This is a genomic window from Yoonia sp. (assembly GCF_014859355.1).
Taxonomy (GTDB): Bacteria; Pseudomonadota; Alphaproteobacteria; order Rhodobacterales; family Rhodobacteraceae; genus Yoonia.
Window position 1 is genome coordinate 1 of sequence record NZ_JACUUJ010000027.1, and the last position, 13,771, is coordinate 13,771.

Genomic DNA, 13,771 nt, shown 5'->3' on the forward strand with positions numbered 1-13,771 from the left:
TGGAGGCGAGTACCGGAATCGAACCGGTCTACACGGATTTGCAATCCGCTGCATAACCTACCTGCCCACTCGCCGCTGGCTGGCAGATATACCATGCCCAATGGCTGTGCAAGCCACTGTGCGGCGCGATCAACCGTTGCCGCCGGGATTCTTCTGTGGCATGAAATATCAACAGAACTGAACGAAAGAGTTTAGACCGTGACCGATTACGCAAAACGCCGCATGATGATGGTGGACACGCAAGTGCGCCCATCCGATGTGACAAAATTCCCGATCATTGACTCCATGCTGTCAGTTCCGCGCGAAGAATTTGTGCCGGAAAACCTGCGCGAGGCGGCGTACGTTGGCGAAAACCTTGACCTAGGTGGCGGGCGTGTCTTGCTTGAACCGCGCACATTCGCAAAAATCCTTGACGCTCTGGACATTCAGCCGCGGCATGTAGCGCTGGATCTGGGGTGTGGCTTGGGGTATTCGACGGCGGTGCTGGCGCAACTGTGCGAATTTGTTGTCGCCGTCGAAGATAACGCCGACCGCGCGGCAGAGGCGCAGGCGCTTCTGTCCCGGCGCGATGTCGATAATGCCGCTGTCATGGAAGGACCGCTTGCTTTGGGCGCGGCCAAATCGGCACCCTACGACATCATCATCGTCGAGGGCGCGGTCGAGCAAGTGCCAGATGCCTTACTGGATCAATTGCGCGAAGGCGGCCGGATCGGTTGTATTTTTGCAGAAGGTGCGCTGGGGGTCGTGCGGGTCGGTCATAAGATCGACGGCGTCGTCAACTGGCGTTTTTCGTTTAACGCCAGCGCCCCGGTCCTGCCCGATTTCATTAAGGCAAAGGCCTTTTCGCTTTAAACGACGGGCGGGGCGACAAAGTTGTTCAACAGCGGTTCTTAAGGGGCGCAAGACATGATCAGACAAGCCTGCATTTTCGCCACGGCCTTTGTCGTCGCATTTGGCTCGGTTACACCGGCGCGGTCTGAAACGATGGTAGATGCGCTGACCTCGGCTTACAACAACTCTGGCCTTTTGGAACAGAACAGGGCGCTTTTGCGGGCGACGGACGAAGATCTGGCGCAAGCCATTGCCGCGACATTGCCCGTCATAAACTGGTCATTAAGCGCGACAGCAACGCGGCCACGGCCAGCTGGTGCGGATCTTGTTCAGGCGAATGCGCGGATTTCAGGATCGCTGACGCTGTATGACGGTGGTATCGGCAAGCTGGCAGTTGACGCACAGAAAGAAACGATTTTGGCAACGCGTCAGTCGCTGCGCAGTGTCGAGCAGGATGTGCTGCGCCGTGCGGTCGAGGCCTATATGAATGTGCGCCGCGAAACCGAGGTTGTGTCGCTGCGCGAAAATAACGTGCGTTTGATCACGCAGGAGTTCCGCGCCGCGCAGGACCGTTTTGAAGTGGGTGAGGTCACGCGCACCGATGTTGCACTGGCCGAGGCACGCCTTGCTGCCGCGCGCAGTCAACTGGCCGCTGCCGAAGGCGCGCGTGCCCGTGCAGCTGAAGAATTTCGCGCTGCTGTGGGGCGTGCGCCGAATGCGCCGGTGCCGGCCACGCCCGCACCGGTCTCGCGCAACCTTGATGAAGCCAAAGCCTTTGCCGTGCGCAACCATCCCAGCATCCTGGAAACCCAGCATGCGGTCAGCGCAGCAGAACTGAACATTCGCCGCGCCGAGGCCGCGCTGCGTCCGTCTGTATCGCTGCAAGGGTTTATCGGCACGGATGCCGATTTTGACGATTCGCGCCAGATCGGTATTCAGGCAGGCGGACCGATCTATAGCGGTGGTCGCCTGTCCAGCCAGATCCGGCAATTCATGTCGCGCCGGGATGCAACCCGCGCCGGTTTGCATCTGACGCGGTTGGGGGTTGAACAGCAAGTGGGCAATGCCTTTGCTTTTTTGACGGTCGCACGTGCATCGCGCACCGCATCAGACCAGCAGATCGCAGCAGCCCAAGTGGCCTTTAACGGTGTGCGCGAAGAGGCCGCAGTCGGCGCGCGCACCACATTGGACGTGCTGAACGCGGAACAGGAACTGTTGGATGCGCGGGCCAACATGATCTCGGCGCAGGCCGACGAAGTGATCGCATCTTATGCGCTTTTGGCGGCAATGGGGTTGTTGACGGCAGATCATTTGCGTTTGCCGGTCCAGCAATATGATCCGACTATTTACTACAATATGGCCAAGGATGCGCCCGCAGTGAACTCTGCGCAAGGACAGGCATTGGACCGTGTGCTGCGCGCCATCGGGGAACAACAGTGATTGTTTGATCGCGGGTGTTCCGATAGCATGCAGACAATTAGGATTTATCCGGGATGAACAATGTCTGACACGGCACGAACGGACGAAATTGATGATATGATGTCCTCAGTGCGCAAATTTGTATCTCAGGACGATCGCACCGTTTTGCGTGCGCCAACACAGCAAGAACTAGAGGACGGGCTTGACAAGTTTGTCCTGACCTCGGCCTTTCGGGTTGAAGATGAGCTTTTCGTCTTGCCGCCGGAAACGGATACGCAGAACGCCGCCGCTGCGAAGCCGCGATCTGACAACGTGCTGGTGCTGGAGCCAGCCCGCCGTTCCGACCGGGCGGGTCTGGAAGCGACGATCGCGGAACTGGAGGCGGCTGTGACTGCCCGACCTGATGAGTGGGAACCCGACGACGGCGAAGGGCTGACCGATGCCGCATGGGAAGCCAGCGCATTTCATTTGCATACAATAACCGACGCGGCAGAACCACAAGATGAACGCAATTTCGATACCGGGTCACAGGCTGACCTGCCACCGGCGGCTGATGCGGCATCGTTGGAAAATGCTTCTTTGATCAATCCCGATGCCCTGCGCGCATTGGTGGTTGAGGTTATTCGCGAAGAATTAAACGGCGAGATTGGCGAACGCATGACCCGCAATGTGCGCAAGCTGGTGCGACGCGAAATCAACCGTCTGCTGATCAGTCGCGAACTTGACTGACACGGATTTCAGACAGGGCCGGCACAGGCCAGCAGCGCGTCAAGATCAAGGTGCCTTTCCACATGCTGCGCCAAGGCATCCAGCGTATCGGTGACGCCTGCGGCATAGTCATGCGCTGATGCCTCAAGGCCAAGCCGGTCCAGAAAGGCGGCCCGAAAGGCATCGGCCGCGAACAGCCCGTGCAAATAGCACCCCATGACCCTGCCATCGGCTGACGTTGCCCCTTCGCCGCGCCCTTGCACAGACAACCATGCGCGCGCGCAATCTGGCCCCGTGGTGGCGCCCATATGGATTTCATACCCGGAAACCGCGTCGCCAGTCGGTAAAAAGGTCGCCGCTGACAACGCCAGTCGCTTTTGCGGTTCCATCGTGGTGACGACATCAAGAAAGCCAAGACCTGGCACCCGCGATGGCGGCCCCTCGATCCCGTCTGCGTCGATGATCTCAGCGCCCAGCATTTGATAGCCGCCACAAATTCCCAACACATGCCCACCGCGCCGCACATGGGCGGTAAGGTCGATATCCCAACCCTGTGCACGGAAATGGGCCAGATCAGCGATCGTCGATTTTGATCCGGGAATGATCACCAGATCTGCGTCACCGGGCAGGGCGCGCCCGGGTGCGATAATCTCGACGTTGATGCCGGGGGTGGCTGACAGCGGATCAAGGTCGTCGAAATTGGCGATACGGTTCAGGCGAGGCACGGCGATCTTGATGTCACCGCCCTGACGGCTGGCAATGTCCATCACATCCTCGGCGGGCAGTTTCCACGCATCGGCAAACCACGGGATAATGCCCAGCGGCGCCCAGCCAGTGCGGGCGGCGATGATATCCATACCTTCGGCAAAAAGGGTCGCATCACCGCGAAACTTGTTGATCGCAAAGGCGCGGATCAGGGCACGGTCGGCGTCGGGCAGAACCGCATGGGTGCCGACGATCTGCGCAATCACGCCGCCCCTGTCGATATCGCCGATCAGCACGACAGGCACATTCGCCGCCACGGCAAAGCCCATGTTGGCAATGTCACCGGCGCGCAGGTTTACCTCGGCGGGGCTGCCAGCGCCTTCGACGATAACAAGGTCGCGGCCCAATCCGATCCGATTGAAACTGTCCAGCACCGGCGGCAGCAACTTGGCCTTTTGTGTGCCGTAATCGCGTGCCTTCATCGTGGCAAAGCGTTTACCCTGTACGATCACCTGCGCGCCGATGTCCGTTTCCGGTTTCAGCAGAACCGGGTTCATATCCACCAAGGGGTCCAGCCCACAGGCCAGCGCTTGCAACGCCTGCGCGCGGCCAATTTCGCCACCGTCGGCGGTGACGGCGGCGTTGTTGGACATGTTTTGCGGTTTGAATGGGGCCACCGACAGGCCGCGCTGCATACAGGCCCGCGCGATACCCGCAACCAACATCGACTTGCCGACGTTCGACCCTGCCCCCTGAATCATGATTGCCCGCGTCATCAGATGTCTCCCGTGCCGGTCTGGTTCTAGGCAGGTCGGAGGTGGCCGGAAAGGGCAGACTGATGTTTGCCTTTGTCAGCAATGCAAAACGCGGCCCTGAAAGACCGCGTTTTGCATTGCATGCGCACCACTATTTCAAACGATCAGGCGGCTTTCGCCTCTTGTTCGGCCGCGTTGCGACGTTCACTTTCTTCGCGCGACAGTGCAACAGAAGTCCGCACACCTTTACCCACGAATTCCATCAGACCATTCACAACCCGTTCGTTCGGGTCGATTCCGGCACAAGACAACACTTCGCGCCCATCCCGCGATCGCGCCCAACGGGCGATCTGTTCTGGACCATTTCCGTATTTCTTGTCATCTGCGATTGCATCATCCAACGCTGCAAGCACAACAGCAGCGAACAGTTTACGTGCACGATTACCTTGTTCATTGTTGAACGCGGTACCGTCAACGAAATCTCTCATCATGCTTCCTTCTTTTTTTTCTTGTAGTTCCCGAGTAACGCGCAATATGCATGCATTGTGTTGATTCGGGCTTCTTCATTTGGAATGGCTGCTATGCATTTATCGCATATCTCATCTTGCAAGCAAGCGTTTTCATCCATCTTGTCATGTTTCCGTTGCACAGATATAGCGTCTGTGAAAAACCAATCAAGCCTTTCCCACAGATCAATGTGAAGTGACCAAATGCCCAAGATTAACGGTAACGAAATCCGCCCCGGCAATGTGCTGGAACATGAAGGCGGCCTTTGGGCTGCGGTGAAGGTTGACCATGTCAAACCCGGCAAAGGGGGCGCTTTTGCACAGGTTGAACTGAAGAACCTGCGCGACGGGCGCAAGCTGAACGAAAGGTTCCGGTCAGCTGACAAGGTCGAACGCGTGCGTCTTGACCAAAAAGACCAGCAGTTCCTGTATGAAGAAGGCGATATGCTGACATTCATGGACAGCGAAACCTATGAACAGATCGCCCTGCCTGCGGATATTCTGGGGGACCGGCGGCCGTTCTTGCAAGATGGCATGGTCGTGCATATCGAATATTACGGCGATGAGGCACTGAATGTGACCCTGCCCGCGCGTGTTGTCTGCAAAGTTGTGGAAACCGAACCTGCGGTCAAAGGCCAGACGGCGGCAAACAGTTTTAAACCTGCGTTGCTGGACAATGGTGTGCGCGTCATGATCCCGCCCTTCGTCGGGCAGGATGAAGATATCGTTGTGAACACTGAATTGTTCGAATACGTCGAACGTGCCTAATCTGTGATCTGCGTCAACGTCGCATCACCGGCCTGCATCGGGCCGGTTGCGCGATCAAACCGCAGATAGGCGATCCCCCGATCCCCTGCGACGGTATAAAGCGTGCCTGCGGGTTTGCCGTCTGCCGTGATCGGTGTGCCGGGTGTTGCGGTGCCGGCTATCTGCACCGGCGCCAGACCTTTTTTCAGTTCGGTCTTGTGTTTCATCCGGGCGACGATTTCCTGCCCGACAAAACAGCCTTTTTTGAAATCGACGCCGTGAAGCGCCTCGAATCCGGCTTCTAGAATATAGGTGTCGGGGGTCAGTTCGATCCCGGTTTCCGGGATCAGATAGGCCACGCGCAATGCGTTCCAGTCGGTATCATCGCTGATGTCTGTATCGCCATAGGCGCGCCAGCCAAGCGCGGGGTTGCGCGGGTCTTGCATTGCATCCTCAGGTGCAGGGCCAGTCCCGCGCGAGACGACCAGATCGGTCTGCGTGATCTGCACGTCGGCGCGCAAACGGTACATCCCCAGTCGCTGTGCAAGGGCAGGGGCCACATCACTGGCCACGTCGATCAACAACCTGTCAGGTTGGCCCAGCACAAAGAAGTCGGCGATGAATTTGCCCTGCGGTGTCAGCAGGGCGGCATAGATGATGCCGTCTGTGGCCTTGGTCACATCGTTGGTGATCAGCCCTTGCAGAAAATCAACCCGGTCGGTCCCGGTCAGGGCGATGACGGTGCGGTCAGTCATGTGTCTTGTCCTCTGATTGCGTGAATTGCAGCCGGTGCAGATCTGCATAAATGCCGCCGCGCGCCAGCAGGTCGTCATGCGTGCCCTGATCCACGACGCGGCCCTGATCCATCACGACGATGGAATCCGCGTTGCGCACGGTGGACAGGCGATGCGCGATCACCAGCGTTGTGCGCCCGGCTGACAGTCTTTCAAGTGCGGCCTGCACAATCGCCTCTGACTTGGTGTCAAGCGCGCTGGTCGCTTCGTCCAGCAGCAGGATCGGCGTGTCGCGCAACAGCGCGCGGGCGATGGCGACACGCTGTCGCTGCCCGCCTGAAAGGTTGGACCCACGCGGGCCTGCGGGGCTGTCCAGCCCGTTGACAAGGCCGGGTAAAAAGTCGCTGACATGCGCGGCGTCCAACACGGATTTCAAATGTGTTTCATCCACATCGGTGCGCCCCAGCAAGATATTGTCGCGCAGGGTTTCATCGAATAATGCCGCGTCCTGTGTTACCACTGAAAACAGCGCGCGCAGATCAGCCAGCTCCATATCACTGATGGCCGTGTCGCCTATCATAACGCTGCCGCTGGCTGGTTCGACAAGGCGCGTCAGCACATTGAAAACAGTGCTTTTGCCCGCGCCCGACGCCCCGACCAAGGCGGTCGTCCTGCCTGCGGCGGCGGTGAATGTCGCGCCCCGCAAAACGGGTAATTCACCATATTGCAACGCGACATCACGCAATGTGATTTCAGGGGCACCTTCGGGCGCAGGGCGCGGTTGGGCCGGTGACAGGATCGTCGGACGCAGGTTCAGCACCTCACGCAGGCGTTCGACGCTGGCGGCGGCCATTTGCCACTGCCCGCTCATCGCGCCAAGGCGGCGCAGCGGGTCAAACGCCAGTGACATGGCGGTGAAAAACGCCATGAATTCACCATTTGTCTTTTCGCCTGAAATGATTTCCGAACCGCCATAGATCAGCACGCCCAGAAAACCGATGCCTGTCATGATGTCGATCAGCGCAGGCACGGCCGCCTGACCTATGGATGTCTTGACCTCGGCATTGACGCTTTCATCGATCAGTTGATCATAGCGCCGCGCCTGATAGTCTTCCAGCGCGTTCAGCTTGATGGGGTGGATGCCGTGGAATACCTCGTCCAGGCGCGTCGAGATTCGGCCCGCGATCTGGCGGGCGCTGCCAGCGCGCCGGCGGATATAGGCCTGCACCAGCAGCGATGGTAGCACCAGCAATGGAATGCCCACCACGGCAATCAGCGTCCAGCGCCAGTCGATCCACAGCGCGACGGCACATAGCCCGATCAAGGAAATCAGGTCGCGGCCAAGCGCCGTCAGGATCGAACTCCACACGCTATTGATCACGCCCACATCGCCCTGCACCCGTTCAATCAGTTGGCCCGGCGGGTTGGTCTGATAAAACGCACTGTCCAAAGTCATCAGGTGCCGCAACATATGCCGCCGCATGTCAGCTGCCGCCAACTGGCTGATCATCGTCATCAGAACCCGCTGCCCGGTGGATGTGACCGCCCGGATCAGGAATATCGCCATGACGCCAAAGCCGACCCAGTAAAGCGCGGTCGTGTCGCCTTTGGTAAATACATCATCAAACATCGGTTTGACCATTCGGCTGAGCAAGGCCAGCATCGACCCTTCAATCGCCATCATGACCAATGCGCCACCAAGCAGCAGCTTGTGCTTGCGTAAATAATCGCGCCACAGCCACCAGAACAGCCGAGGCGCTGATTCAGGTTTTGGTGGGGGGCTTGGGAGGTCAGAAAACGACATAAGCGGCCTTTGCGGTAGCGGGCTGTCTCGGTCTAGTCGCAAATCGGGTCACGGGCAAGTTGCGCCGGCTTGACGCCGCATCGTCTGTCGTTAGGGTCGCGCAGAAATACATCCTGAAAGTCAAATCATGTCACTGTCCAACGGTCGCGCCTATCTTGCCATTCCCGGCCCTTCGGTCATCCCCGATGCCGTCTTACGCGCCATGCATCGCGCATCGCCCAACATCTACGAAGGCGAATTGCACGATCTGACCCAAAGCCTGATCCCCGACCTGAAAACCGTAGCACGGACCGATCACAACGTCGCCATTTATATCGGCAACGGCCATGCCGCATGGGAAGCGGCGCTAGCCAATGTGCTGTCGCGCGGCGATACGGTGCTGGTGCTGGCAACGGGGCGGTTTTGTATCGGTTGGGGCGAAATGGCCGCAGGACTGGGCGCAGATGTGCAGACGATCGACTATGGTGCGCAGGCCCCGATTGATCTGGCGCTGGTCGAACAGGCCCTGGTCGCTGATACGGCTGGCCGGATCAAGGCTGTGCTGGCGGTGCATGTGGATACCTCGACCAGTGTGAAGAACGACGTCCCGGGTTTGCGCGCCCTGCTGGACAAGACGGGGCACCCCGCACTTTTGATGGTCGATTGTATCGCGTCGCTGGGTTGCGACCAGTTTGAAATGGATGCCTGGGGTGTCGATGTGATGGTCGCCGCCTGCCAAAAGGGCCTGATGACGCCTGCCGGCATCAGTTTTGTCTGGTATGGCCCCAAAGCGGATGCTGCGCGCGGAAACTGTGTGACCACCTATTGGGACTGGCGCCCGCGAAGTGCGCCCGAGATGTATTTCCAGTATTTCGATGGCACCGCTCCGACGCATCATCTTTATGGATTGCGCGCGGCGCTCAATATCATCTTGGCCGAAGGACTAGATCATGTGTTTTGGCGCCATGAAACGCTGGCACGCGCCATTTGGGCGGCCTTTGATCAGTGGTCTAAAACCGGCGCCATGCGCCTGAACATTTTAGACCCCGCGCATCGGTCTCATGCGGTGACATCGGTGGAAATCGGGTCGCCAGACGGCGACAGACTGCGCCATTGGTGCGAACATCAGGCGGGGTTGACGCTTGGCATCGGGCTGGGCCGATCGCCTAGTGATGCCTATTTCCGCCTTGGGCATATGGGCCATGTCAACGCACAGATGATCATGGGCTTGCTTGGCACAATCGAGGCAGGGCTGACGGCGCTTGGCATTGCGCATGGGCGTGGTGCGTTGGATGCGGCGGCAGACGTGATTGCCGCCGCCTGACAGGGCGTCACACCTGCTCGACGGCGACCTTTGACGTGTAGAAGGCCAGATACCCCTTGAGCGCGGCAATGGCTGGGCTTGGGTCTTCATACGACCAGACGGCATCTTTGATGACGCCGCTTTTAGTGATGATCGAATAAAAACGCGCCGCGCCCTTGTAAGGATATGTCGAGGTCGTGTCAGAGGCTTCCAGAAAGGCCATTGCGATATCGCCGGGCGGGAAATAGATGACGGGCGTGTAATCGCCTTCGATCAGTTCCAGCGCGTCTGTGCTTTCCCCCAGGACGGCACCGCCGGCCCGAACGGTCCAGTTTCCCGTCGCGGGACGTATCTTGATATGGTCTGTCATCACATTGTCCTTTCGTGCGCACACCCGCGGGTGCGGTTGCGCATATCATCAGCGCATCTGGGGTCGATGGTCTTTGATTGTCAAAGCGGCGCGCAAGCCTCTTGCAGCCAAGCGCGCGTCGGCTCGTCCAGCCGGGAACCCAGCAGAGCGAATGTATCGGCATGATAGCGATCAATCCAGCCCCGTTCTGCGGATGTCAGAATATCTGGGTCAATCAGCCTGCGGTCCATTGGCACATGGGTTAGCGTTTCAAACGCCAGCATCTCGCGCGCGGGGTCAGCGCCGGGCAAGGCAGGGGCCGGTGTGACGACAATCAGGTTTTCGATCCTGATGCCAAAAGCATCCTCGCGGTAATAGCCCGGTTCGTTCGATAGAATCATGCCCGGCTCCAACGGGACTTCTGACCGGCGCGACAGCCCTTGCGGGCCTTCATGCACACTTAGGTAACTGCCAACCCCGTGGCCGGTGCCGTGGTCATAATCCTGCCCCGCCAGCCACAGCGGCGCACGCGCCAAAGCGTCAAGGTGCTGACCCGCGATCCCTTTTGGAAAACGCACCCGGCTGATGGCGATCATACCCTGCAAAACACGGGTATAGCAGGCCCGCTGGTCTTGCGTTGGTGTTCCGATCGTGATCGTGCGGGTAATGTCGGTGGTGCCATCCACATACTGACCGCCACTATCGACCAGCAACAATTCACGCGGGGCGATCATGCGATTGGTTTGTTCTGTCACCCTGTAATGCACGATGGCCCCATGCGGGCCGGCACCACAGATCGTTTCAAAGCTGATGTCGCGCAGCGCGTTTGTCTGCACCCGAAAGGTTTCCAGCGCGCGCACCACGTCGATCTCGGTCAGGGTGCCTTTGGGGGCTGTGGCATCCAGCCATGCCAGGAAGCGGACCATCGCTACGGCGTCACGTTCATGCGCCGCTTTGGCACCTGCAATTTCTACTGGATTCTTGCGCGCCTTGGGCAATATGCACGGGTCGCGGGCTTCAGAGATTGTCACCTCTGCGGTGCGCAGGGTGGACGCGACGATATCGGGGCAGGATTTCGGATCGATTTGCACGGTTCCGGCCAGTGCCGCCAGATGTTCCAGAAAGACACCGATATCATGCGGCGTCACGTCCGCGCCCAGATGATCCTCAATATCGCGTGTCTTGCCCGGACCGGCGAACAGGTCAACCTTGCCCGAGCGATGTAGCAAGGCAAAGGCATGAGGCACCGGATTACGGGCGATATCGGCACCCCGGATGTTCAACAGCCATGCGATGCTGTCAGGTAGTGTCAGCACCACGCTGTCAACACGTAGCTCTTTGGCTAACTTTTCACGTTTGTCGCTATGTGTCTCGCCCGCATGTTCTATCGGGTGCAAGGAAAACGGCGCATCGGGTGGGGGCGGCTGGTCATCCCAGATCGCGTCAACAAGGTTATCAACGGGTTGCAGGATGATGTTCGGCAACGCTTCGCGCAGTTCGTTGATTTCGCTGACCGTATGAAGCCACGGATCATAGGCCAGCACCGCGCCATCGCGCATATGGTCAGGTAGCCAATCCGGTAGACGGGTTTCGGGCCAGTTCACGGGCGTGAAGACATCTGCCACTTCGCTGCGGACCTGAAGCCGATAGCGTCCATCAATGAAAATGCCTGCCAGATCCGGCAAAACCACACAGAATCCGGCCGAACCGGAAAATCCGGTCAACCATTGCAGCCGGGCATCGCGCTGGGCGACGTATTCCCCTTGATAGGCATCGGCCCGCGGAACCACAAACCCGTCAACGCCGCTTTGCGCCATGCGCTTGCGTAACGCTGCCAGCCGGGGCGGCCCTTGGTCGGGTGAAGATTGCGCCGTGAATGTCTGAAACATCAAATCACCCTTTTTCTGATCTGTAAAACGCCCTAACCGACCTTGCGCAGCCCCAGAACACGCGCCCGGTTGCGCGGGTCCGTGTCAAACAGGCTGGCCAGCTGTTCGGTGATGGCGCCAGCCAGCTGTTCGGCATCCGTAATGGTCACTGCGCGTTCGTAATAGCGCGTGACATCATGGCCGATCCCGATGGCCACCAATTCGACCGAACGGCGTTTTTCGACCATGGCAATCACATCGCGCAGATGTTTTTCAAGATAATTCGCTGGGTTCACCGACAGGGTGGAATCATCCACCGGCGCACCATCGGAAATCACCATCAGCACCTTGCGCTGTTCGCGGCGGGCAGAAAGACGCCGATACGCCCATTCTAGCGCCTCGCCGTCAATGTTTTCCTTCAACAGCCCTTCTTTCATCATCAGACCCAGATTGGGCCGGGTCCGCCGCCATGGGGCATCGGCAGATTTATAGATGATGTGGCGCAGATCGTTCAGCCGTCCGGGGGCCACGGGCCGGCCTTCACCCAGCCATTTTTCGCGGCTTTGCCCGCCTTTCCATGCTTTGGTGGTAAAACCCAAAATCTCGACCTTGACATCGCAGCGTTCCAACGTCCGTGCCATGACATCGGCGCAGATCGCCGCGATGGAAATCGGGCGGCCCCGCATCGACCCCGAATTATCCAGCAAAAGCGTCACCACCGTATCGCGGAAATCGGTATCTTTTTCGACCTTGAAAGACAAAGACGTCGTCGGACTGACGATCACGCGGGCCAGACGGCCAGCGTCTAATATGCCTTCTTCGCGGTCAAATTCCCATGACCGGTTCTGCTGGGCTTGCAAGCGGCGCTGCAACTTGTTGGCAAGGCGCGATACAGCGCCTTTCAGCGGCTCAAGCTGCTGGTCAAGATAGGCGCGCAGGCGTTCCAGCTCGACAGGTTCGGCCAGATCCGCGGCGTTGATTTCTTCGTCAAAGGCGGTGGCGAACACTTTGTAATCCGGGTCGGCCTCTGACACGGGCTGCGGGGCAGGGGGTTCCATCGGGGCCTCGCCCTCTGGCATTTCGGTGTCTTCGCCCATGTCTGCATCGGCCTGGTCATCCATGCTGACCTGTGCCTGTGACGCGTCTTGCTGATCGTCCTGGGTCTGTTCGGGCGATGCTTCGGCGTCTTCGCCTTCGCTGTCGTCGCCGGTGCTGTCGGGTTCCTGCGTGTCGTCCTGACCTTCTTCGGCCTGATCGTCCTGATCGTCGTCCAGATTGTCCGGGTCATCGCCCAACTGGTCGCCATAGCCCAGATCGCTGATCAACTGCCGGGCGAACTTGGCAAAGGCCTGCTGGTCGGTCAGCCGCTCCTGCAACCCTTCCAGCGTTCCGCCGCAATGATCCTCGATGAACCCGCGCCACAGGTTCATCACGTTGTCGGCCCCTTTGGGCAGATCGCGGCCAGTGGCCAGATGGCGGATCAGGTAACCGGCGGCAACAGCCAGAGGTGCATCGGCGGCCTGCGTGATCTGGTCATAGCCCTTGCGCTGGGCTTCGGTGCCGATCTTGGCGTCGATATTGCCTGCCGTGCCGGGCATATACTGCGCGCCCACCGCTTCGATCCGGGCCGTTTCCATCGCCTCGTACAGATCCTTGGCCATTTGGCCCTGGGGCATGTAACGGGCCGCGACCGCACCGTCATGAAACTTATGCCGCAAGGCAAATGCGTCGGCGGTGCCGCGTGCCAGCAGCACCTCGTCACGGGTCATCCGCCGCGAAATTTGCGGCAGACGAATCGTGTCGTCGGTCTGCCCGGCAGGATCAACCGAATAAGTGACGGCCAAGTCAGGATCGTCGGCCAACACTCTGGTCGCTTCGGCAAGCGCCTTTTTGAACGGATCGGCGTGGTTGTCGCTTGGTTTGTTCATACAAACGATAAAGCACCGGATCGGCGCGGGGGCAAGAGGCGGCGCGCATCTCTTCTTTCGCGCACAGATGCTGCGCCATGGCGCGCCTTTTCAACATCGCCTTGCAGGCGCATGTAGGGAGCCGGAATAACCTGT

The 13,771-nt window shown here is 59.2% G+C and carries 12 protein-coding genes and 1 tRNA gene; 5 read left to right on the forward strand and 8 right to left on the reverse strand.

Features of this window, described 5'->3' with window-relative positions; genetic code table 11:
* Nucleotides 1-74: transfer RNA gene (locus IBX59_RS10490), tRNA-Cys, on the reverse strand.
* Nucleotides 75-198: 124 nt separating this feature from the next.
* Here IBX59_RS10490 and IBX59_RS10495 point away from each other — a divergent pair.
* The 3 genes from IBX59_RS10495 (at nucleotide 199) to IBX59_RS10505 (ending at nucleotide 2,979) form a co-directional block, all read left to right on the forward strand.
* A complete protein-coding gene (locus IBX59_RS10495) occupies nucleotides 199-852 on the forward strand; it encodes a protein-L-isoaspartate O-methyltransferase (protein ID WP_296375241.1) in 654 nt (217 codons plus the stop codon).
* A 54-nt stretch (nucleotides 853-906) separates the two neighbouring features.
* The gene (locus tag IBX59_RS10500; RefSeq protein ID WP_296375243.1) at nucleotides 907-2,271 is read left to right on the forward strand and encodes a TolC family outer membrane protein; all 1,365 of its coding nucleotides are present in this window, start codon (nucleotides 907-909) and stop codon (nucleotides 2,269-2,271) included.
* A gap of 99 nt (nucleotides 2,272-2,370) precedes the next feature.
* A complete protein-coding gene (locus tag IBX59_RS10505; protein ID WP_296375303.1) occupies nucleotides 2,371-2,979 on the forward strand; it encodes a hypothetical protein in 609 nt (202 codons plus the stop codon).
* Nucleotides 2,980-2,987: 8 nt separating this feature from the next.
* On the opposite strand, the gene IBX59_RS10510 is transcribed toward IBX59_RS10505, so the two are convergent.
* Nucleotides 2,988-4,439, reverse strand: a complete 1,452-nt coding sequence (locus IBX59_RS10510; RefSeq protein ID WP_296375245.1) for a cobyric acid synthase — start codon at nucleotides 4,437-4,439, stop codon at nucleotides 2,988-2,990.
* A 143-nt stretch (nucleotides 4,440-4,582) separates the two neighbouring features.
* Nucleotides 4,583-4,906, reverse strand: coding sequence for a DUF6280 family protein (locus IBX59_RS10515; RefSeq protein ID WP_296375246.1), 324 nt, complete (start codon nucleotides 4,904-4,906; stop codon nucleotides 4,583-4,585).
* A gap of 222 nt (nucleotides 4,907-5,128) precedes the next feature.
* Between IBX59_RS10515 and efp the strand changes: the two genes are divergently transcribed.
* The gene (gene efp, locus IBX59_RS10520) at nucleotides 5,129-5,692 is read left to right on the forward strand and encodes an elongation factor P (RefSeq protein ID WP_296375248.1); all 564 of its coding nucleotides are present in this window, start codon (nucleotides 5,129-5,131) and stop codon (nucleotides 5,690-5,692) included.
* Here efp and IBX59_RS10525 read toward each other — a convergent pair.
* Nucleotides 5,689-6,426 carry a folate-binding protein gene (locus IBX59_RS10525; RefSeq protein WP_296375250.1) on the reverse strand — a complete coding sequence of 246 codons (738 nt, stop codon included), beginning with the start codon at nucleotides 6,424-6,426 and terminating at the stop codon, nucleotides 5,689-5,691. The genes efp and IBX59_RS10525 overlap by 4 nt on opposite strands.
* Complete coding sequence (locus tag IBX59_RS10530) at nucleotides 6,419-8,209, reverse strand: ABC transporter ATP-binding protein (protein WP_296375252.1); 1,791 nt, start codon at nucleotides 8,207-8,209, stop codon at nucleotides 6,419-6,421. The genes IBX59_RS10525 and IBX59_RS10530 overlap by 8 nt, the downstream gene beginning before the upstream one ends.
* 127 nt (nucleotides 8,210-8,336) lie before the next feature.
* On the opposite strand from IBX59_RS10530, the gene IBX59_RS10535 reads away from it, so the two are divergent.
* Entirely contained in the window at nucleotides 8,337-9,512 is a 1,176-nt protein-coding gene (locus IBX59_RS10535; RefSeq protein ID WP_296375254.1) for an aminotransferase class V-fold PLP-dependent enzyme, read from the forward strand.
* A 7-nt stretch (nucleotides 9,513-9,519) separates the two neighbouring features.
* Here the strand turns inward: IBX59_RS10535 and IBX59_RS10540 are convergent, their stop codons facing one another.
* From IBX59_RS10540 to cobT, 3 genes are all read right to left on the reverse strand, one after another.
* Nucleotides 9,520-9,861, reverse strand: a complete 342-nt coding sequence (locus IBX59_RS10540) for a DUF427 domain-containing protein (RefSeq protein WP_296375256.1) — start codon at nucleotides 9,859-9,861, stop codon at nucleotides 9,520-9,522.
* An 80-nt stretch (nucleotides 9,862-9,941) separates the two neighbouring features.
* A complete protein-coding gene (locus IBX59_RS10545; protein ID WP_296375258.1) occupies nucleotides 9,942-11,729 on the reverse strand; it encodes an aminopeptidase P family protein in 1,788 nt (595 codons plus the stop codon).
* 32 nt (nucleotides 11,730-11,761) lie between these two features.
* Entirely contained in the window at nucleotides 11,762-13,636 is a 1,875-nt protein-coding gene (gene cobT, locus IBX59_RS10550; RefSeq protein WP_296375260.1) for a cobaltochelatase subunit CobT, read from the reverse strand.
* Nucleotides 13,637-13,771 lie beyond the last annotated feature (135 nt).

What these genes read in the sequence shown, in the direction of transcription:
- IBX59_RS10500 (WP_296375243.1), top strand. Translation starts at nt 907, where the DNA reads ATGATCAGACAAGCCTGCATTTTCGCCACGGCCTTTGTCGTCGCATTT.
- IBX59_RS10505 (WP_296375303.1), top strand. Translation starts at nt 2,371, where the DNA reads ATGTCCTCAGTGCGCAAATTTGTATCTCAGGACGATCGCACCGTTTTG.
- IBX59_RS10510 (WP_296375245.1), bottom strand. Translation starts at nt 4,439, where the DNA reads ATGACGCGGGCAATCATGATTCAGGGGGCAGGGTCGAACGTCGGCAAG.
- IBX59_RS10515 (WP_296375246.1), bottom strand. Translation starts at nt 4,906, where the DNA reads ATGAGAGATTTCGTTGACGGTACCGCGTTCAACAATGAACAAGGTAAT.
- efp (WP_296375248.1), top strand. Translation starts at nt 5,129, where the DNA reads ATGCCCAAGATTAACGGTAACGAAATCCGCCCCGGCAATGTGCTGGAA.
- IBX59_RS10525 (WP_296375250.1), bottom strand. Translation starts at nt 6,426, where the DNA reads ATGACTGACCGCACCGTCATCGCCCTGACCGGGACCGACCGGGTTGAT.
- IBX59_RS10530 (WP_296375252.1), bottom strand. Translation starts at nt 8,209, where the DNA reads ATGTCGTTTTCTGACCTCCCAAGCCCCCCACCAAAACCTGAATCAGCG.
- IBX59_RS10535 (WP_296375254.1), top strand. Translation starts at nt 8,337, where the DNA reads ATGTCACTGTCCAACGGTCGCGCCTATCTTGCCATTCCCGGCCCTTCG.
- IBX59_RS10540 (WP_296375256.1), bottom strand. Translation starts at nt 9,861, where the DNA reads ATGACAGACCATATCAAGATACGTCCCGCGACGGGAAACTGGACCGTT.
- IBX59_RS10545 (WP_296375258.1), bottom strand. Translation starts at nt 11,729, where the DNA reads ATGTTTCAGACATTCACGGCGCAATCTTCACCCGACCAAGGGCCGCCC.
- cobT (WP_296375260.1), bottom strand. Translation starts at nt 13,636, where the DNA reads ATGAACAAACCAAGCGACAACCACGCCGATCCGTTCAAAAAGGCGCTT.